The 16,633-nt window shown below is 66.1% G+C and carries 20 protein-coding genes and 1 pseudogene; 17 read left to right on the forward strand and 4 right to left on the reverse strand.

The genetic code is table 11. The features are described 5' to 3' along the window. Window positions 1-200 precede the first annotated feature (200 nt). Entirely contained in the window at window positions 201-770 is a 570-nt protein-coding gene (locus C1A13_RS13810) for a tRNA (mnm(5)s(2)U34)-methyltransferase (RefSeq protein ID WP_101552979.1), read from the reverse strand. A gap of 79 nt (window positions 771-849) precedes the next feature. Here C1A13_RS13810 and C1A13_RS13815 point away from each other — a divergent pair, with 79 nt between their 5' ends. Beyond that, window positions 850-1,179, forward strand: a complete 330-nt coding sequence (locus C1A13_RS13815) for an MGMT family protein (protein ID WP_101552982.1) — start codon at window positions 850-852, stop codon at window positions 1,177-1,179. On the opposite strand, the gene C1A13_RS13820 is transcribed toward C1A13_RS13815, so the two are convergent. Beyond that, entirely contained in the window at window positions 1,157-1,816 is a 660-nt protein-coding gene (locus tag C1A13_RS13820) for an HD domain-containing protein (RefSeq protein WP_101552984.1), read from the reverse strand. The genes C1A13_RS13815 and C1A13_RS13820 overlap by 23 nt on opposite strands. 108 nt (window positions 1,817-1,924) lie before the next feature. Here C1A13_RS13820 and C1A13_RS14960 point away from each other — a divergent pair, with 108 nt between their 5' ends. The 10 genes from C1A13_RS14960 to C1A13_RS13865 all read left to right on the forward strand — a co-directional run bounded on the left by C1A13_RS14960 (window position 1,925) and on the right by C1A13_RS13865 (window position 11,760). Continuing rightward, complete coding sequence (locus C1A13_RS14960) at window positions 1,925-2,089, forward strand: hypothetical protein (protein ID WP_172439297.1); 165 nt, start codon at window positions 1,925-1,927, stop codon at window positions 2,087-2,089. Beyond that, complete coding sequence (locus C1A13_RS13825) at window positions 2,086-2,634, forward strand: GNAT family N-acetyltransferase (RefSeq protein WP_172439298.1); 549 nt, start codon at window positions 2,086-2,088, stop codon at window positions 2,632-2,634. The genes C1A13_RS14960 and C1A13_RS13825 overlap by 4 nt, the downstream gene beginning before the upstream one ends. Before the next feature lie 37 nt (window positions 2,635-2,671). Further along, window positions 2,672-3,709 carry a threonine aldolase family protein gene (locus C1A13_RS13830; protein ID WP_101552989.1) on the forward strand — a complete coding sequence of 346 codons (1,038 nt, stop codon included), beginning with the start codon at window positions 2,672-2,674 and terminating at the stop codon, window positions 3,707-3,709. Beyond that, a complete protein-coding gene (locus tag C1A13_RS13835) occupies window positions 3,706-4,650 on the forward strand; it encodes a DMT family transporter (protein WP_101552991.1) in 945 nt (314 codons plus the stop codon). Before C1A13_RS13830 ends, C1A13_RS13835 begins: the two co-directional genes overlap by 4 nt. 5 nt (window positions 4,651-4,655) lie before the next feature. Next, the gene (locus C1A13_RS13840; protein ID WP_101552993.1) at window positions 4,656-6,251 is read left to right on the forward strand and encodes an N-acyl-D-amino-acid deacylase family protein; all 1,596 of its coding nucleotides are present in this window, start codon (window positions 4,656-4,658) and stop codon (window positions 6,249-6,251) included. Beyond that, window positions 6,248-6,919, forward strand: a complete 672-nt coding sequence (locus C1A13_RS13845) for a pentapeptide repeat-containing protein (RefSeq protein WP_101552995.1) — start codon at window positions 6,248-6,250, stop codon at window positions 6,917-6,919. Before C1A13_RS13840 ends, C1A13_RS13845 begins: the two co-directional genes overlap by 4 nt. Before the next feature lie 33 nt (window positions 6,920-6,952). Further along, window positions 6,953-8,044, forward strand: coding sequence for an ABC transporter ATP-binding protein (locus tag C1A13_RS13850; RefSeq protein WP_101552997.1), 1,092 nt, complete (start codon window positions 6,953-6,955; stop codon window positions 8,042-8,044). Next, a complete protein-coding gene (locus C1A13_RS13855) occupies window positions 8,028-8,888 on the forward strand; it encodes an ABC transporter permease (RefSeq protein WP_101552999.1) in 861 nt (286 codons plus the stop codon). The genes C1A13_RS13850 and C1A13_RS13855 overlap by 17 nt, the downstream gene beginning before the upstream one ends. Continuing rightward, window positions 8,885-9,664: an ABC transporter permease gene (locus C1A13_RS13860; RefSeq protein ID WP_101553001.1), complete on the forward strand. Its 780-nt coding sequence runs from the start codon at window positions 8,885-8,887 to the stop codon at window positions 9,662-9,664. Before C1A13_RS13855 ends, C1A13_RS13860 begins: the two co-directional genes overlap by 4 nt. A 1,061-nt stretch (window positions 9,665-10,725) precedes the next feature. Then, the gene (locus C1A13_RS13865) at window positions 10,726-11,760 is read left to right on the forward strand and encodes a polyamine ABC transporter substrate-binding protein (RefSeq protein WP_101553003.1); all 1,035 of its coding nucleotides are present in this window, start codon (window positions 10,726-10,728) and stop codon (window positions 11,758-11,760) included. A 49-nt stretch (window positions 11,761-11,809) separates the two neighbouring features. Here C1A13_RS13865 and C1A13_RS13870 read toward each other — a convergent pair whose 3' ends face one another. Next, window positions 11,810-12,115 carry a helix-turn-helix domain-containing protein gene (locus tag C1A13_RS13870; RefSeq protein WP_101553004.1) on the reverse strand — a complete coding sequence of 102 codons (306 nt, stop codon included), beginning with the start codon at window positions 12,113-12,115 and terminating at the stop codon, window positions 11,810-11,812. Window positions 12,116-12,234: 119 nt separating this feature from the next. Here C1A13_RS13870 and C1A13_RS14965 point away from each other — a divergent pair, with 119 nt between their 5' ends. Beyond that, on the forward strand, window positions 12,235-12,393 hold the full coding sequence (locus C1A13_RS14965) for a hypothetical protein (protein ID WP_158595580.1): 159 nt from the start codon (window positions 12,235-12,237) through the stop codon (window positions 12,391-12,393). A 42-nt stretch (window positions 12,394-12,435) separates the two neighbouring features. Here the strand turns inward: C1A13_RS14965 and C1A13_RS13875 are convergent, their stop codons facing one another. Next, entirely contained in the window at window positions 12,436-13,191 is a 756-nt protein-coding gene (locus C1A13_RS13875; RefSeq protein ID WP_101553007.1) for an exodeoxyribonuclease III, read from the reverse strand. 196 nt (window positions 13,192-13,387) lie between these two features. Here C1A13_RS13875 and C1A13_RS15155 point away from each other — a divergent pair. The 5 genes and pseudogenes from C1A13_RS15155 to C1A13_RS13895 all read left to right on the forward strand — a co-directional run. Beyond that, a pseudogene (locus tag C1A13_RS15155) lies at window positions 13,388-13,639 on the forward strand (GNAT family N-acetyltransferase); the annotation flags it as partial. Window positions 13,640-13,720: 81 nt separating this feature from the next. After that, a complete protein-coding gene (locus tag C1A13_RS15160; protein WP_172439321.1) occupies window positions 13,721-14,266 on the forward strand; it encodes a GNAT family N-acetyltransferase in 546 nt (181 codons plus the stop codon). A gap of 182 nt (window positions 14,267-14,448) precedes the next feature. After that, window positions 14,449-15,324 (forward strand): patatin-like phospholipase family protein, encoded by an 876-nt coding sequence (locus tag C1A13_RS13885; protein ID WP_101553012.1) that lies wholly within the window; start codon window positions 14,449-14,451, stop codon window positions 15,322-15,324. Next, the gene (locus C1A13_RS13890; protein WP_101553014.1) at window positions 15,308-15,574 is read left to right on the forward strand and encodes a TfoX/Sxy family protein; all 267 of its coding nucleotides are present in this window, start codon (window positions 15,308-15,310) and stop codon (window positions 15,572-15,574) included. Before C1A13_RS13885 ends, C1A13_RS13890 begins: the two co-directional genes overlap by 17 nt. Continuing rightward, a complete protein-coding gene (locus tag C1A13_RS13895) occupies window positions 15,571-16,533 on the forward strand; it encodes a ketopantoate reductase family protein (protein WP_101553016.1) in 963 nt (320 codons plus the stop codon). The genes C1A13_RS13890 and C1A13_RS13895 overlap by 4 nt, the downstream gene beginning before the upstream one ends. The last annotated feature ends 100 nt before the right edge of the window (window positions 16,534-16,633 follow it).

Consider the following 16,633-nt stretch of genomic DNA (forward strand, 5'->3'; position numbering starts at 1 on the left):
GAGTCAATAGGGAAAAACAAAATTTTTTCAAGCCGCCCCGCGTCCCTGCTTCCTCTTCATCCCTCGTTCCGCTCCCTTCCCGCCCCGCGTCCCCACTCCCGCGACCACCGTTAAAAGGCGGCGGCCGGCCGGGATCAAACGTTTTGAAGGGTGGCGGGGAACTTTTCCAAAAGTTCCCCGCCTTACAAAAGTTCCCCTCCTCACGCATCCTTTATGAGAAAGACGGGCAGGGGCGGGTCGTTGGGGCGGTTGCAGAAGTCGGCGACGACCACCGTAAAGGCGCGGTGATCAATCGTGCGCAGGTAGGCGAGCAGGGCGTCCCGCTCGGCGTAGCCGGTATCCCGGCCGTAATAGATGATGAGGCTCATGACCCCGCGCGGCTTTAAGAGCGTAAGCCCCGCTTCGATGGCGGCGATGCTGCTTTCGGCGCGGGTGTTGACGCTGTGGTCGCCGCCGGGCAGCCAGCCGAAGTTGAAGACGATGCAGTCGACCGACCCCGGCGCGGCGTAACGGGCCATATTGGCGTGGCTGTCCAGGACGACGCGCGTAAAACCGGAGCACCCGCGTTCCCCGATGAGGGCGCGGGTGCTTTCCACCGCCTCGGGCTGGATGTCGAAGGCGAGCACCTTCCCCGTCTCCCCGACGAGGGAGGCGAGAAAGACGGTGTCGTTGCCGCGCCCTGCGGTCGCGTCGATGCAGAAGGCGCCCGGCCTCACATGGGATTCGATGAACTGGTGCGCCACCTGAAGGGCGCCGAACGGTCTTGACATGGGAAACTCCCTTTCTATGTAGTTGCAGGATTCGGGAAAAGGCATTACAATAAAAAAGAACCGAGGGGAGGGAACAAATATGCGCTTCGACGAGCTGGTCTACGCCGTCGTGCGGCAGATCCCGCGCGGCCGGGTGGCCTCCTACGGGCAGGTCGCGCTGCTCTGCGGCAACCCGCGCGCCTCCCGCGCGGTGGGCTGGGCGCTGCGCCGCAACCCCGCCCCGGGGGAGGAGATCCCCTGCCACCGGGTCGTGAACCGCGAAGGGCGGCTCGCGCCCGCCTTCGCGTTCGGCGGGCCGGACGCCCAGCGGAGTCTGCTCGAGGCGGAGGGCGTCGCGGTGGACGATGAGGGCTTTGTGGATATGGAACGGTACGCGTGGTACGGGCCTACAGAACCACCTGGTCGTTGATGACGAGCCCGAACCGCAGGCCGAGCCGCTCGGCCGCCTTGCGGCAGAGGAGCATGCGCTGGAGGAAGATCTCAAAGTAGTCCATCACCGCGGCGCTCGCGGTGTCGATGCGGATGCGCAGCGTGATCATGGACTTGTCGGGGGAGATCTCGGTGGAGGCCTCCTCGACGGCGTAGTTGACCCGGTCGTGGATGTCGAAGGTGGCCATGTCGCGGTTGCGCACACGGGAACGGCGCACGTCGGTCTTGTCGGCCAGGATGAGCGCGGCGGCCACCGCGTCGACCGCGACGGCGGTGCCCTCGTCGTGGTTGCCGATGGCGCTGATGATCGTGGCGGTGTCCTCCGCGTCCGCGCCCAGCTTGTCGAGGATGCGGAAGGCCATGACCGCGCCGCTCTGGGCGTGGTCGGCGCGGTTGATGACGTTGCCGATGTCGTGCAGGTAGCCCGCGATCTGTGCGAGCTCCGCCGTGCGCTCGGGATAGCCGAGCGTCAGCAGGATCTCCCGCGCCTTCCTGGCCACCTTGGTCACATGCGCGAAGCTGTGTTCGGTATAGCCCAGCACCCGCAGCGCGTCGTCCGCCTTGCGTATGTAGGTCTTGATGGATTCGTTATGGGCGATCTGGTCGAATGTTACCATGGTTACGTCCTTTCGTTTTTTGTTTCATGGAATCATTCTATCCCGAATGCGGGGCAAATACAATTGCGGCGGCGCGGATTTTATAAAAATTTTACAGGAGGGCGAACGATGGGACCGACCTGTTACACGGTGACCCGCATCGACGGGGATTACGCGGTCATGGTGACCGACGAAGGGATCGAAAACACGGTGGCGATGGCGCTGCTTCCGCCCGAGACGGACGAGGGCGTGCGGCTCGTATGGGAGAATTTCACCTACCGGGCGGCCGAATGAAGGTGATCGCGCGGACGCCTCGCCTGCTCCTGCGGGAGCTTTCGGAGGAGGACCTCGGCTCGCTCGGTGGGACGCTGATGGACGCCGAGGCGATGGCGGCGCTCGGCGGGGCGATGGACCGGGAGCAGGCGCTGACCTGGCTGCGCCGCCAGATCGGCCGGTACCGGACGGGGGAGCCCGCCTGCTGGGCCGTCGAGGAGCGGGAGACGGGGACGCCGGCGGGGCTGGCGGGCTTCGCCCGGATGCCCACCCCGCTCGGGGAGCTGCACGAGCTTGGCTACATCCTGCGCGCCGACCGGCGGGGACGCGGCTACGCGTCCGAGGCGGGTCGCGCCTGTCTGGAATACGGGTTCGGGACGCTTGGGCTGCCCCGCGCCTGCGCGATGATCCGTGTGGGGAACGCCGCGTCGGAGCGGGTGGCCCGTCGGCTCGGGATGCGGTATGTCCGGGAGATGGAATTCCGGGGGGCGCCGCATGGGCTCTGGCTCGTTTCCCGGGAAGATTTGTCCGGCAGAGGTTGTTTTTCGCGGGAAACCGTACTATAATGGTAGAGATTCAATTCAGGAGAGGAAGAGACGGGACATGTACAGCTTTAAGAACGATTACAGCGAGGGCGCGCACCCCCGCATCATGCAGGCGCTGCTCGACACCAACCTCGACCAGACGGACGGCTACGGCACCGACCCGCACTGCGAACGCGCGCGGGCGCTCATCCGGGAGAAGATCGCCTGCCCGGAGGCGGACGTGCATTTCCTCGTGGGGGGCACCCAGGCCAACCTGACGGTCGTGGCGGCGGCGCTGCGCCCCTACCAGGCGGTGGTCGCGGCGCACACGGGACATGTGTGCGTGCATGAGACGGGCGCGATCGAGGCGACCGGCCACAAGGTGGTGTCGATGCCCTCGCCCGACGGCAGGCTCACCCCCGCCATGGTGGAGGAGGCGTGCGGCCTTCACACCGACGAACACATGGTCCAGCCGAAGATGGTCTACATCTCCGATTCGACAGAGGTGGGCACCCTCTACCGGAAGGCGGAGCTCGAGGCGCTGCACGATACCTGCCGGGCGCTGGGGCTCTACCTCTTCCTCGACGGGGCGCGGCTTTCGGCGGCGCTCACCGCAGAGACGAACGACCTCTCCCTGCCCGACCTCGCGCGGCTGTGCGACGTCTTCTACCTCGGCGGGACCAAGTGCGGGGCGCTCTTCGGCGAGGCGGTCGTCATCGTGAACGACGCGCTGAAGCCCGATTTCCGCTACCTCATCAAGCAGCGGGGCGGCATGCTCGCCAAGGGGCGGCTGCTCGGCATCCAGTTTGAAAGCCTCTTCGAGGACGGCCTCTACCTCGAGCTCGGCGCGCGCGCCAACCGGCTGGGGATGCGGATGAAGCGGGCGATCTCCGAGGCGGGCTTTTCCTTCGCGAGCGACTCGTACACCAACCAGCAGTTCGCCGTTCTGCCCGACGCGCTGGTGGAGGCGCTCGGCGGGCACTACAAGTTTGAACGAAACGGCAAGCCGGACGCCGGACACACCGTCGTGCGGTTCGTGACCTCGTGGGCGACCGACGAGACGGCGGTCGAGCGGTTCGCCGCCGACCTGCGGCGGCTGGCGAGCGGGGCGGAATGACCGCACAGCCGAAAGGCCGCCTGCAAAGCGCCGGGGCGGTCGTGCCGCTCGCGGTGCTCGCCACCTTCCTGTGGGGCACGGCGTTCCCCTGCGTCAAGCTGGGGTACCGGCTCTTTGCGATCGAAAGCGGCGGGACCGCCTCCCAGATGCTCTTCGCGGGGACGCGGTTTTTGCTGGCGGGGACGCTGACCCTCGTGTTCGGCGCCGCGGCGGGCCGGCGCGCGCCGCTGCCCGCGCGGAGGAATTACGGCGGCGTCCTGCTGCTCGGGCTCGTGCAGACGACGGCGCAGTACGTCTTCTTCTATGTCGGCCTCGCCAACACGACGGGCAGCCGCGGCTCGATCATCGACGCGTCCGCCGCCTTCATCGGCGTCATCCTCGCCCACTTTCTCTGCCGGGGGGACCGCATGACCCGCCGCAAGGCCCTCGGCTGTGCGGCCGGGTTCGCCGGGGTGGTCGTGCTCAACCTCGGCGGCGGGCTGGACGGGGCGTTCGCCTTTACCGGCGAGGGGTTCATGCTGCTGGCCGCCACCTCCTCCGCGCTCGGCGCGGTGGTGAGCGCGCGCGTCGCGCCCGGCAACGACCCGATGGCGGTCACCGGCTGGCAGCTGCTGGCCGGCGGCGGCGTGCTCTTCCTCATCGGCGCACTCGGCGGCGGGCGCATCCGCCCCACCGGCGGCGCGGCCTGGCTCCTGCTTTTCTATCTGGCGGCGCTCTCGGCGGTGGCCTTCACCATCTGGACGCTGCTGCTCAAATACCATTCGGTGGCGCGGGTGAGCATCTTCAACTCCCTCATCCCCGTCTTCGGCACCCTCTGTTCGGGGCTCTTCCTGGGCGAGGAGATCTGGAATGTCCGGAACCTCGCGGCGCTGCTGCTCGTCTGCGCGGGCATCTGCATCGTGAACGGCGCGCCCGGCCCCGCATCCTCTGTGAAAGCGTGAAAGCCATGTTCGACCTGCTCATCAAAAACGGAACCGTCGTCGACGGCAGCGGCGCGCCCGCCTTCCCGGCGGACGTGGCGGTGTCGGGCGGCGTGATATCGGCGGTGGCGCCGGGGATTTCCGCCCCGGCCGCGCGCACGGTCGACGCGTCGGGGCGGCTCGTCACCCCCGGCTTCATCGACATCCACCGGCACGCCGACCTGAACCTCTTTACCGAAGGCTTCGGCGCGCCCGAGCTGCGGCAGGGGCTCACGACGATCGTCAACGGCAACTGCGGGCTGTCGGCCGTGCCCTGCCCCGCCGCGCGGCGGGAGGAGATTCTGCATTTCCTTTCGCCGGTCGTGGGGGACGCGGACGGCGCGCCCCGCTTCGGGGGCTTCGCGGAATACATGGCGCTGGCGGAGCGGGCGCCGCTCCCGCTGAACGTCGGCATGTGCGTCGGCAACGGAACGGTGCGTGCCGCAGTGCGCGGCTACGGGGAGGGGCCGCTCTCCCCCGGCGAGCTCGCGGCCGCGCGGGACCTCCTGCGCGGTGCGCTTTCGGACGGCGCGCTCGGCGTGACGCTGGGCGTCGTCTACGCGCCGGAATACAACTACGACGCGGACGGCTTTGCCGAGGTGCTCTCCCCGATGCGGGAATTTCCCGTGCCGCTCGCCGCCCACGTCCGCGGGGAGGGGGACCTCCTCCACGAGTCGCTGCGCGAGGTCATCGGGATCGCGCGGCGGCTGGGGACGCCGCTGCACGTCAGCCACCTCAAGTGCATCGGCAGGCGCAACTGGGGGCGCGGGGCGAAGCGCGCGCTGGAGATCCTCGAGGAGGCGCGCGCCCGCGGGCTGCGGGCGGACTGCGACGTCTACCCCTACACCGCCGGGTCGACCCAGCTCCTCCAGATCCTCCCGCCCCACTTTCTTGAGGGGGGCGCGCCCGGCATCATCCGCCGCCTGCGGGAGCCCGCGCGCCGGGAGGAGCTGCGGGGGATTTTCGCGGGCCCGTCCGACCGATTTGAAAACCTCGTCTACCTGGTCGGGTGGGAGAATATCCGCTGCACCTCGATGCGCCGTCCCGAAAACCAGCCGTTCATCGGCAAATCGGTGGCGGAGATCGCCCGGAGGAGGGGGCAGGACCCCTGCGACTGCGCCTGCGACCTGCTGGCCGCCGAAGAGTGCGACGTCGCGATGATCGACTTCATCACCTCGGAGGAGGACGTCCGCACGATCCTGCGCTCTCCCATGAGCTCGGTGATCTCCGATTCGGTCTACCCCTCGCGGGGGGTGCCCCATCCACGGCTCTACGGCGCCTTTCCCAAGGTGCTGATCGACTATGTGCGGGAGAGCCCGCTGCTGACGCTCGAGGAGGCGGTCCACAAGATGACCGCCAAGCCCGCCGGGGTCTACCGCCTCGGGAGCAAGGGCCTGCTGCGGGCGGGCTTTGACGCGGACATCAACGTTTTCTCCCTTGAAAACCTGAAAAACCCCGCCAGCTATGAGCACCCCGCGCAGTACGCGTCCGGCTTCGACTATGTGTTCGTGAACGGCCGGGCCGCCGTCGACCACGACGAGCTGACCCGCGCGCCCGCGGGCAGGCTGCTGAGGCGGGCATGAGGGCGGCGCGGGAACAGCGGCCGCCGGCCCTGCCGGCGGAGCCGAAGCTGGAACGGGAGCTTTCGGAGGGCCTGCTCGAGGAGGAACCGGGAAGGTACGCCTCGGGGGAGGCAGACGCGGTGAGCGGGCTTCTCTTCCGCGGCGTTTTTCCGGGGCTCGACTTCGAGGAGGCGAGCTTCGAGGGCTGCGTCTTCGAGGGGATGCGGCTGACCGGGGCGGACCTCTCCAAAACGGGACTCACCGACCTGGTTTTCCGGCGGTGCGACCTCTCGAACGCCAGCTTCTCAAAGGCGGCGCTCACGCGGGTGCGGTTCGACGACTGCAAGCTCGTGGGCGCGGACTTCTCCGAGGGGGTGCTGCGGGACGTGCGCTTTTCCCGGTGCAGCCTGCGGTACGCGCAGTTTTTCCAGGCGGGGCTGCGCGCGGTGCGGTTCGAGGGGTGCGACCTCTCGGGCGCGGCGATGCAGGAGCTGAAGCTGCGGGACCTCACCCTTTCGGAATGTAAGCTCGCCGGGGCCGAGCTCTTCCACACGAAGCTCGCGGGGGTGGACTTCACCACCTGCGAGACGGACGGGCTCGTCGTCGCGGCGGAGGACCTGCGGGGCGGCGTCTTTACCGCCGCGCAGGCGGTGGGGCTGGCAAGGCTGCTCGGCATCATCATCAAATAGCGATATCTGCGGATACCATACAGGAGGAACAGCATGGAGGACGTACTATTATCATTACAGGAGATCTGCAAGGCGTTTGGGGAGACCGAGGCGCTCGCGGGGGTCAGCCTCGATGTGCGCGAGGGGGAATTCCTGACGCTGCTCGGGCCCTCCGGCTGCGGCAAGACCACCACCCTGCGGATCATCGCGGGGCTGGAAAGCCCCGACAGCGGCCGCGTGCTGCTGCGGGGGGAGGACATGACCGGCTGGGAGCCCAACCGCCGCCCGGTCAACACGGTGTTCCAGAGCTACGCGCTCTTCCCGCACATGAACGTGGCGAAAAACATCGGCTACGGCCTGCGGCTCAAAAAGACGCCCAAGGAGGAGATCCGCCGCCGGGTGGACGAGATGCTCGGCCTCGTGCAGCTTCCCGGCTTCGGCGGGCGGATGCCCAACCAGCTTTCGGGCGGGCAGCGGCAGCGGGTGGCGATCGCGCGCGCGATCGTGAACGACCCGGCGGTGCTGCTGCTCGACGAGCCGCTCGGCGCGCTCGATTTGCAGCTGCGCCGCCAGATGCAGACCGAGCTCAAATCGCTGCAAAAGGATCTGGGCATCACCTTCATCTACATCACCCACGACCAGGAGGAGGCCCTCAACATGAGCGACCGGATCGGCATCATGAACGAGGGGCGCATCCTCCAGCTCGGCAAGCCGGACGAGATCTACGAGCGGCCCCAGACGCGGTTCGCCGCCGAGTTCATCGGGCAGAGCAACATCTTCACCGCCGAGGTCGCGGGGCGGGAGCCGAACGGCACGCTGACGCTGCTCTACGCGGGCGGCGTCGTCAAGGCGTGCGGCGAGGGGACGCCGGGCGAAAGGGTGACCCTTTCGGTGCGCACCGAGCGCATCCGGTTCGGCGAGGAATGCCGCTACGGGTTCGCGCTCACCGGCATTGTCCGGGCGCACAGCTATACCGGAGGCATGCTGCGCACGACCCTCGGGCTTTCCGACGGGCAGGAGCTGATCGTGAGCGGCATGGGCGGCGGGGGCGACCGCGCCGAGGTCGGCGAGACGGTGCACATCTACTGGAAGCCCGCCTGCGCCGCCATCGTGGAAAGGGGCGACCAGCATGAAGCGCGCGCGTAAGGGGCGCGGCTTTCCCGCCGCGGGCGTCCCGTTCCTCTTGTGGACGGCGTTTTTCGTCGCCATCCCGCTCATCTATATCCTTTGCATGAGCTTCATGAAGCGCGCGGCCACCTGGGGGGTCGTCGCCGAGTTTTCGCTCGGCAGCTACGCCAAGATGCTCTCCCCCGCCTACCTGCGCGTCTTCGGGGAAAGCCTCTGGCTGTCGGTGCTCACCACCGGCTTTACGCTGCTGCTCGGCTATCCGTTCGCCTATTTCACGGCGCAGCTCTCCCCCAAGCGGCGCTCCCTCGCGCTGCTGCTCGTCATCGTGCCCTTCTGGACCAACTCGCTCGTGCGCATCTACGGGTGGATGATCCTCCTGCGCAGCCAGGGGGTCGTCAACGCCCTGCTCATCGCGCTCGGCGTCATTGACACGCCGCTTAAACTCCTGTATAATTTTGGGGCCGTGCTGGTCGGCATGGTGTATGCCCTGCTGCCCTTCATGATCCTGTCCGTCTACAACTCGATCTCCAAGCTCGACCCGTCGCTCACCGAAGCGGCGCGCGATTTGGGCGCGGGCAAGTGGCGCGCCTTCTGGAGCGTCACCGTGCCGATGACCCGGGCGGGCATCATGGCCGGGTGCGTGCTCGTCTTCATCCCGTCGGTCGGGCTCTTCTTCATCTCCGACCTGCTCGGCGGCGCAAAGACGATGCTGCTTGGAAACCTCATCAAAAACGAACTGCTCACCGCCCGCAACTGGCCGATGGGCGCGGCGCTTTCGGTCGTCATGATGGCCGCCACCCTGCTGGTGATCGGCCTCTACCAGAAGCTGTCAGGTGAAAAGAGTCTGGAGGGGATCGTATGAGGCGGCGGTCCAAAATCCCCGAAATCTATGTGACGCTCCTGCTCATTCTCATGTACCTGCCGATCCTGGTCGTCGTGGTCTACTCCTTCAACGACACCAAGCTCTTTAGCTGGGAGGGGTTCACCTTCTCCTGGTACCAAAAGCTGCTCCACAACCGAAACATCATTACAGCCTTCTTCAACAGCCTCGAGCTCGCGGCGCTCAGCAGCCTGTCCGCCTCGGTGCTCGGCACCGTCGGCGCGGTGGGCATCGCGGGCAGGCATTTCCGCGGCCGCGGCGCGCTCGAAAATCTTTCCCTCATCCCCATCATGGTCCCCGAGATCATTCTCGGCATGGCGTACCTCGCGTTTTTCTCCTTCCTGCGCCTGCCCTTCGGCATGCTGACGCTCGTGCTCGCGCACACCACCTTCTGCGTGCCGTACATCTTCATCAACGTCAAGGCGCGGCTCGCCGGGCTCGACCCCGCCATCGGAGAGGCCGCCCGCGACCTCGGCGCGTCCGCGCCGCGCGCCTTCTTTGACATCACCCTGCCGCTCATCGCACCTTCCATCCTGTCGGGCGCGCTGCTCGCCTTTGCCATGAGCATGGACGACGTGGTCATCAGCTTTTTTGCCACCGGCGCGCAGACGAGCACCCTTCCGCTGCAAATCTATTCGATGCTCAAGATGGGCGTCACCCCTGAAATCAATGCCCTGTGCACCCTCATGCTCGGCGCCGTGTTTCTGATCGTCGCCGTCGGGAGGCTTGTTTCCGCCCGGCGGCAGAGGCGCGCTTAGGTGTGTCGCTCAGTGAGCGGCGGAGCTTGTCGGTGGACGGCCGACGGCCGTTTTAGATATTCCGCCCCGGGGGGCGGAGGGCCTGTCGGTAGTCGACCGACGGTGGACCTTAGGTTCACCGCTCAGTGAGCGGTATAGTTTGCCGGGTCCCGCCCCGGCAGGCGGCCCCATTTCTTGTACGGACAAGAAATGGGGGAAAGAAGCCGCAGGGGGCTGCGCCCCCTTGACCCCCGCGCCGCCTCCGGTTGGCCTGCGGCCAAAGTCGGCGGCGCCCTCTTCACGGATCAGCGAACGAGCTTACAGCATCCCGCCAGCCGCCGCGCCGCAGGCGCAATGCCTCTGCCCGAGAGTCTCCGGAACCGTACCAGAAGTGCGCCTGGGGAGGCACGGCCGCTTTTGCGTGGCGCGCAGTGCCCACGCGGAGGCGGAAAACTGCGCGGCTTCGCCGCGCACGCGCGCAGCGCGCGCGAACGCCCGTTCCGGGCGTTGTTTTCCGCCGGGTGTCCCCGGCGAGCCATCCGACAGCAGGATTGTTGGGTGCAGCGGTACCAGCCTTCTACTCGCGGCTGGCTGGACGTGAGCGGTGGGGGGATTCTCAAGGGGGGCGAGCTTTGCGCCCCGCTTCCTTACAAAAGATTCCGCCGTAGGCGGCTCAAAGCGGGTTCCAAAGGGCCGGCGAGGCCCTTTGAGCGGCCGTCGCGCGTAGCGCGCTCCGGGCGTAGCCCGGGCAGGCCGCTTGAAGCCCCCCTTGAGCGCCCTTCTTCCGCCGACTTCTTGGGCGCGCAAGAAGTCGGCCCGCCTGCCGGGGCGGGACCCGGCGATCTATGCCGCCGAAGGCGGCTCCCCTAAAGCGCCCCAGAGGGGCGCGTAAAAGGCCCTCCGACCGCTGGGCGGAAAATCTAAAACTGCCGCGCGGCGGAACGCGCTCGTATTTCTTGCCGCTTGGAAAGCGGCAATTCCCGCGATAGCCCCGCCGGGCGGCAAAATCAGAAGCCGATTCACCGCAAACGGCGGTTGCAATCATAGATCAGAGTGAACAGAAAAGAAAGAAGGGACTTACCATGCGGAAATGGACACGTGCGCTCGCGCTGCTGCTTGCGGCAGTGCTGGCGCTTTCGCTGGGCGCCTGCGGGAAAAAAGCGGATGAAAAGGTGCTCAACGTCTTCACCTGGGCGACCTACTTCCCCGACGATATCCTCGCGGAGTTTACCGAGCAGACGGGCATCAAGGTGAATTACAGCACCTTTGAGTCGAACGAGGAGATGCTCATGAAGCTCGAATCGGGCGGCGAATACGACATCGTGCTCGCGAGCGATTACATCATCGATATCGCGCGGGGACAGGGCCTGCTGATGGAGCTCGACAAATCAAAAATCCCCAACTTCAAAAACATCAATCCGACCTACCAGAACACCTTCTTCGATCCGGATAACCAGTATGTCGTCCCCTATTCGGCGGGCGTGCCAATGATCATCTACAACCCTGCCATGACGGGCGGCGTGGAGATCAAGGGTTACGAAGACCTGTGGAATCCGGCGTTCGCAGACTCGGTCGTCGTGATGGACGACGCGCGCAACATCATCGGCATCACCCTCAAAACGATGGGCAAGAGCTTCAACGAGACCGACCCCGCCGTGCTGGAGCAGGCCAAGGAGAAGCTGATGACCCTGCGCCCGAACATCCGGGCGTTTGACTACAACACCCCCTACAACCTCATGATCTCGGGCGAGACGGCGGTCGGCTACATGTTCACCTCCCAGGTGATCACCGCCCTCAACGCGAATCCCGAGCTCAAGACGGTCTATCCCGCCGAGGGCGTCGGATTCGGCATCGACGCGGTCTTTATCCCCGCCAAGGCCCCCCACGCCGACAATGCGCACGCCTTCCTCGATTTCATCCTCGACGGCGAGCGTTCGGCGCGCATCACCGAGCAGACCTTCTACGGGAGCTGCAACTCGGCTGCGACTCCCTATATCACCAATCCCCTGCTGGTCATCCCCGACGATGCGATCCGCAGCGGCGAGTCGATCAAAGACGTCGGCGAGGAGGCCACCGCCCTCTTCAACGACATCTGGACGGAATTCAAGCAGAGCTGAACCCCCATAAAAAAGCGGCCGCCCTCCGGGCGGCCGCTTTTTCTTTTATTCAGCAGAGGACCTTGATCAAGGCAAGCAGGGCTTTTCGCTTTTCCGGGGCGAGGGCGTCCCAGCAGGACAGCAGCTCACGCTGCTCCCCGGTGAGGTCGGGCGGCAGGCTGTCCTCCGCGAGGAACTGGGAGACCGTCATCCCAAAGGCCCGGCAGATCGCTTCGAGCGTCGGGATGGTGGGGACGTTTCCCTTCCGGTAGAGCGAATTGATGGTGGACTGGCTGAGATGCGCCTGCTCCGCGAGATGGTTTTCACTCCAGCCGCGTTCCTCCTGCAGCCGGCGGATCTTCCCGAGGATGTCCATCCAACCCCTCCTTCTGTGCTTATGCGTTAATATTATTACGATTAGGCGTTGAAATCTTTAATAATTAGACGTATAATATTAACGATCAGTCGTTAATGTGCACAGAGGGAGCGAACTTTATGCCTGACTATAAGGAGTTGTATTTTTCCCTCGTTCGGAAAACGGCTGCCGCCGCCGACGCGCTGGAAATTCTGAGCCTGCTGGTCGGCGAACAGGCGGAGCACCTGAAAAAGGAACTGGAACGGATCGAAGAGCTCTTTCCGCCCGACGAAATGTAAAGCGGCCGCCAGATGGCGGCCGCTTTGTCGTTCCCTCGGAGATTATTGGAAGAGGTCGAGCTCCACGGGGCAGTGGTCGCTGCCGAAGATTTCCGCGCGGATCCTGCTGTCGCGGATTTCGCCGCGCAGGCGTTCGGAGACGAGGAAATAGTCGATGCGCCAGCCCGCGTTGTTGGCGCGCGCGTGGTACATGTAGGACCACCAGGAATAGGCGCCCACCGCGTCGGGGTAGAGGGCGCGGAAGCTGTCGACAAAGCCGCTGGCGAGCAGCTCGGTGAGCTTTTGGCGCTCCTCGTCGGTAAAGCCCGCGTTGCCCCGGTTGGGCTTGGGGTTTTTTAAGTCGATCTCCTCGTGCGCCACGTTGAGATCGCCGCAGATGACGACCGGTTTTTTCTCGTCGAGCGCCTTCACATAGGCGCGGAAGGCGACCTCCCACTCCATGCGGTAATCGAGCCGGGTCAGCTCCCGCTGGGCGTTGGGGGTGTAGACGGTGACGAGGTAGAAGTCCTCGAATTCGAGGGTGATGGCGCGGCCCTCGCCGTCGTGCTCGGGAAGCCCGATGCCGTAGGCCGTCGAGAGGGGCGGGATCCGGGTGAACACCGCCGTGCCGGAATAGCCCTTGCGCACCGCGCTGTTCCAGTACTGCTCGTAGCCGGGCAGGTCGAGGTCGGCCTGGCCGGGCTGCATCTTCGTCTCCTGCAGGCAGAAGACGTCCGCGTTTTCCGCGTTGAAAAAGTCGAGGAAGCCCTTGCCCAGGCAGGCGCGCAGGCCGTTGACGTTCCAGGAGATCAGTTTCATATGGCAAAGTCCTTTCGGGGGATTTCTTTCCCCCAGCATAACAGAATCCGCGGTAAAACGCAATTTACTTTGGCTGGAAAATCTGTTATGATAGTCTACCGAAAGAGGTGTCGCAATGGAGATTTTTGAAGTGCGCGGGGAACGGGAACGCTACCGGGACCTGCTGCTGTTCGCGGACCCCTCGTGGGAGATGGTCATGCGCTATCTGCCGCACGGGTTCATGCTCGCGGCGCGGGAGGGGGACGCCGTCCTCGGCGAGATCGTGACGGTGCCGGCCGCGGGCGGCTGGGAGATCAAAAACCTCGCCGTCGCCGAGCCCTTCCACCGCCGTGGGATCGGCGGCGCGCTGGTGCGCGCGGCGATCGCGCGGCTGCCGGACGGCGCCGCGGTGTGGGTCGGCACGGGCGATTTCCCCTCCTCGGTCGGGTTTTACGAGTCCTGCGGATTTAAACGCAGCCATGTCGTCAAGAATTTCTTTACCGACCACTACCCCGAGCCGATTTATGAAGGGGACTGTCAACTCGTCGACATGCTTTACCTCACGCAGGTGAAGGGGGAACGCGCCGCAGAAGGCTATGAGACGGGGATTGCGGGCTGCCGCATCCGCTTCGCCGGCATCGGCGACCTGCCGCTCATCCTCGACTTTATCAAAAAGCTCGCGGAATACGAAGGGATGCTCGGCGAGGTGGTCGCCACCGAGGACCTGCTGCGCGAATGGATTTTTGAAAAGCAAAAGGCGGAGGTGCTGATCGCGGAAAAGGACGGGGCTCCCGCCGGGTTCGCGCTCTTCTTCCACAACTTCTCCACCTTCCTCGGGCGCGCGGGGCTCTACCTGGAGGACCTCTTCGTACTGCCCGCGCTGCGCGGCGCCGGCATCGGGAAGGCCCTGCTCGCGCGGCTGGCGGCGCTCGCCGTCGAACGCGGCTGCGGCCGGGTCGAATGGTGGTGCCTCGACTGGAACAAGCCCTCGATCGGGTTTTACCGTTCGCTCGGCGCGCAGGCGATGGACGACTGGACCGTCTACCGCCTGACGGGGGACGCCATGAGGGCGCTCGCGGACACGGCGGACGGCTGACGCGGGGCGCGTGCATAACACAGGGAGGCGGAAAACCGTGCGGCAAAGCCGCACGCGCGCGAAAGCGGCGCTTTCGCGCGGGCGCCCCATCGGGGCGCCGTTTTCCGCCCGGGGCGGTCCCTGCGCGGCGGACGGCGGCGCGGGGCGGTGAATCAGTTCCACATGCGGGGAGGCAGAGTGTGATGAAGATCGGACTGGTCCTGGAGGGCGGCGGCATGCGCGGGCTCTATACGAACGGCGTGCTCGACTGCCTGATGGACAACCATTTTGAGGCGGACTACGTGATCGGCGTGTCCGCGGGCGCGTGCAGCGGGGTCAGCTACGTGTCGGGACAGCGCGGGCGCAGCTACCGGGTCAATACCGGCTACGTGGACGACAAGCGGTATGTGGGCTTTGAGAGCCTTGTTAAAACCAAATCGATGTTCGGAATGGATTTCATCTTCGACGAGATTCCGAATCATCTTGACCCCTTCGACTACGAGGCGTTTCTCGCTTCGCCGATGGAATTTGTCACCGGCGTGACCGACGCGGATACCGGAAGGCCGGTCTATTTCACCAAGGAGGCCGTCCGGCCGGGGGACAGCACCCTGCTGCGCGCCTCCTCGTCGATTCCGGTGTTTTCGCCCGTTGTGGAATTCATGGGGGGACGCTACCTCGACGGCGGCACCTCCGACCCGATCCCGGTGCAGAAGGCGCTGGACGACGGCTGTGACCGGGTGGTCGTGGTGCTGACCCGCGACCGCTCCTACGAGAAATCGCCCGAGGGCATCCGCCCCGTCTACCGGCATATCTTCCACGACTCGCCGGGCATGGTGCGCACCCTCGACACCCGCCACGAGGTCTATAACCGGGAGCTCGACAAGGTGCGGCGGCTCGAGCGGGAGGGCAGGGCGATCGTGATCGCGCCCGACCGGCCCGTGACGATCGGGCGGTTTGAGAAGGATATGAAAAAGCTGGAGGACCTCTACAAGACGGGGATGCTCGACGCACAGCTCGCGATGCCCCGCCTGCAAAAGTGGGTTCAGGAAAGGAGCGCGGAAGATGGCAAAGCTGAGTGATCTGCAAAATATCGGGAAGGTGCTGGAGGCGCGGCTTGTCGAGGCGGGGGTGGACACGCCCGAAACGCTGCGGGAGCTGGGCAGCCGCGAGGCGCTTGTCCGCCTGCGCAAAGCCGATCCGGGCGCGTGCGTCCGGGAGCTCTACGCGCTCGAGGGCGCGATCCGCGGCGTCAAGGACACCGCCCTGCCCGAAGAGGTGAAGGCGGAGCTGAGGGCCTTTCACAAATCGCTCGGGAGGGCGGGGAAATGAAGTATCTGGTGATCGGCGCGGGCGGTACGGGCGGCTGCATCGGCGGGTACCTGGCCGACGCGGGCCGCGACGTGACGCTGATCGCGCGCGGCAAGCACCTGGAGGCGATCCGAAGGGACGGGCTGGTCCTGCACGGCACCCGGCGCGGGGAGCTGCGGGTGCGGGTCCCCGCCTGCACCGCCGGGGAATTTACCGGACGCGCGGACGTGATCTTTGTCTGCGTCAAGGGCTACTCGGTGGAGGAGATCCTGCCGCTTGTCGAACGCGCGTCGGATGAGCGGACCGTCGTGATCCCCATCCTGAACGTCCTGGGCACCGGGGAGCGGATGGCCGCCCGGCTGCCCGGCCGCACGGTGACGGACGGCTGCATCTACATTGTGGGCTACATCTCTTCGCCCGGGGAGATCACCCAGTCGGGGGAGGTCTTCCGGATCGTCTACGGCGAGCGGGAGGGGAACGCCCGCGCGGTGCGCCTCCAGGAGATCGCCGAGGAGCTGCGCGGCGCGGACATCGACGCGGTGGTGTCGGACGACATCCGCCGCGACGCCTTCCGCAAATTCATGCTCGTCTCCCCGATGGCGGCTGCGGGCGCTTATTTCGACCTGCCGATGGGCGGCCTGCAGGCGCCGGGGGAACCGCGTGAATTCTTCAAGTCGCTCGTGCGGGAGCTCGCGGCCATCGCGGACGCCAAGGGCTACCGCTATCCCGTGGATATGCTCGCCGACGGCCTGCGCCGCATCGACGGCATGAGCCCCGACACGACCGCCTCCATGCAGAAGGATCTCAAAAAGGGCGGCGCGAGCGAGCTCGACGGGCTCGTCTTCGAGCCGGTGCGCATGGCCCGCGCGCTTGGGCTTTCCGCCCCGGGCTACGAGCGGGCGGCGGACCGCCTGGGGGAACTTTCGAGCCGGGGGGAACTTTCGAGAAAGTTCCCCCCGGCCCCCCTTCAAAGCTTTTGATTCAGGCCGGCCGCACCCGCGCCGTCATGGGCGCGTCCCGTGAGGAGGGCGGGGAGGGGTTCGCCGCGTGAGAAAGCGGCTTGCCGTTTTTTTCCGCGCG

Origin of the sequence: Anaerotruncus massiliensis (ex Togo et al. 2026) (assembly GCF_900199635.1) — a bacterium.
Taxonomy (GTDB): Bacteria; Bacillota; Clostridia; order Oscillospirales; family Ruminococcaceae; genus Anaerotruncus; species Anaerotruncus massiliensis.

What these genes read in the sequence shown, in the direction of transcription:
- C1A13_RS13840 (WP_101552993.1), top strand. Translation starts at nt 4,656, where the DNA reads ATGTTCGACCTGCTCATCAAAAACGGAACCGTCGTCGACGGCAGCGGC.
- C1A13_RS13855 (WP_101552999.1), top strand. Translation starts at nt 8,028, where the DNA reads ATGAAGCGCGCGCGTAAGGGGCGCGGCTTTCCCGCCGCGGGCGTCCCG.
- C1A13_RS15160 (WP_172439321.1), top strand. Translation starts at nt 13,721, where the DNA reads ATGCTTTACCTCACGCAGGTGAAGGGGGAACGCGCCGCAGAAGGCTAT.
- C1A13_RS13875 (WP_101553007.1), bottom strand. Translation starts at nt 13,191, where the DNA reads ATGAAACTGATCTCCTGGAACGTCAACGGCCTGCGCGCCTGCCTGGGC.
- C1A13_RS13870 (WP_101553004.1), bottom strand. Translation starts at nt 12,115, where the DNA reads ATGGACATCCTCGGGAAGATCCGCCGGCTGCAGGAGGAACGCGGCTGG.
- C1A13_RS13810 (WP_101552979.1), bottom strand. Translation starts at nt 770, where the DNA reads ATGTCAAGACCGTTCGGCGCCCTTCAGGTGGCGCACCAGTTCATCGAA.
- C1A13_RS13835 (WP_101552991.1), top strand. Translation starts at nt 3,706, where the DNA reads ATGACCGCACAGCCGAAAGGCCGCCTGCAAAGCGCCGGGGCGGTCGTG.
- C1A13_RS13885 (WP_101553012.1), top strand. Translation starts at nt 14,449, where the DNA reads ATGAAGATCGGACTGGTCCTGGAGGGCGGCGGCATGCGCGGGCTCTAT.
- C1A13_RS13850 (WP_101552997.1), top strand. Translation starts at nt 6,953, where the DNA reads ATGGAGGACGTACTATTATCATTACAGGAGATCTGCAAGGCGTTTGGG.
- C1A13_RS13845 (WP_101552995.1), top strand. Translation starts at nt 6,248, where the DNA reads ATGAGGGCGGCGCGGGAACAGCGGCCGCCGGCCCTGCCGGCGGAGCCG.
- C1A13_RS13820 (WP_101552984.1), bottom strand. Translation starts at nt 1,816, where the DNA reads ATGGTAACATTCGACCAGATCGCCCATAACGAATCCATCAAGACCTAC.
- C1A13_RS13890 (WP_101553014.1), top strand. Translation starts at nt 15,308, where the DNA reads ATGGCAAAGCTGAGTGATCTGCAAAATATCGGGAAGGTGCTGGAGGCG.
- C1A13_RS13825 (WP_172439298.1), top strand. Translation starts at nt 2,086, where the DNA reads ATGAAGGTGATCGCGCGGACGCCTCGCCTGCTCCTGCGGGAGCTTTCG.
- C1A13_RS13830 (WP_101552989.1), top strand. Translation starts at nt 2,672, where the DNA reads ATGTACAGCTTTAAGAACGATTACAGCGAGGGCGCGCACCCCCGCATC.
- C1A13_RS13895 (WP_101553016.1), top strand. Translation starts at nt 15,571, where the DNA reads ATGAAGTATCTGGTGATCGGCGCGGGCGGTACGGGCGGCTGCATCGGC.
- C1A13_RS14960 (WP_172439297.1), top strand. Translation starts at nt 1,925, where the DNA reads ATGGGACCGACCTGTTACACGGTGACCCGCATCGACGGGGATTACGCG.
- C1A13_RS14965 (WP_158595580.1), top strand. Translation starts at nt 12,235, where the DNA reads ATGCCTGACTATAAGGAGTTGTATTTTTCCCTCGTTCGGAAAACGGCT.
- C1A13_RS13865 (WP_101553003.1), top strand. Translation starts at nt 10,726, where the DNA reads ATGCGGAAATGGACACGTGCGCTCGCGCTGCTGCTTGCGGCAGTGCTG.
- C1A13_RS13860 (WP_101553001.1), top strand. Translation starts at nt 8,885, where the DNA reads ATGAGGCGGCGGTCCAAAATCCCCGAAATCTATGTGACGCTCCTGCTC.
- C1A13_RS13815 (WP_101552982.1), top strand. Translation starts at nt 850, where the DNA reads ATGCGCTTCGACGAGCTGGTCTACGCCGTCGTGCGGCAGATCCCGCGC.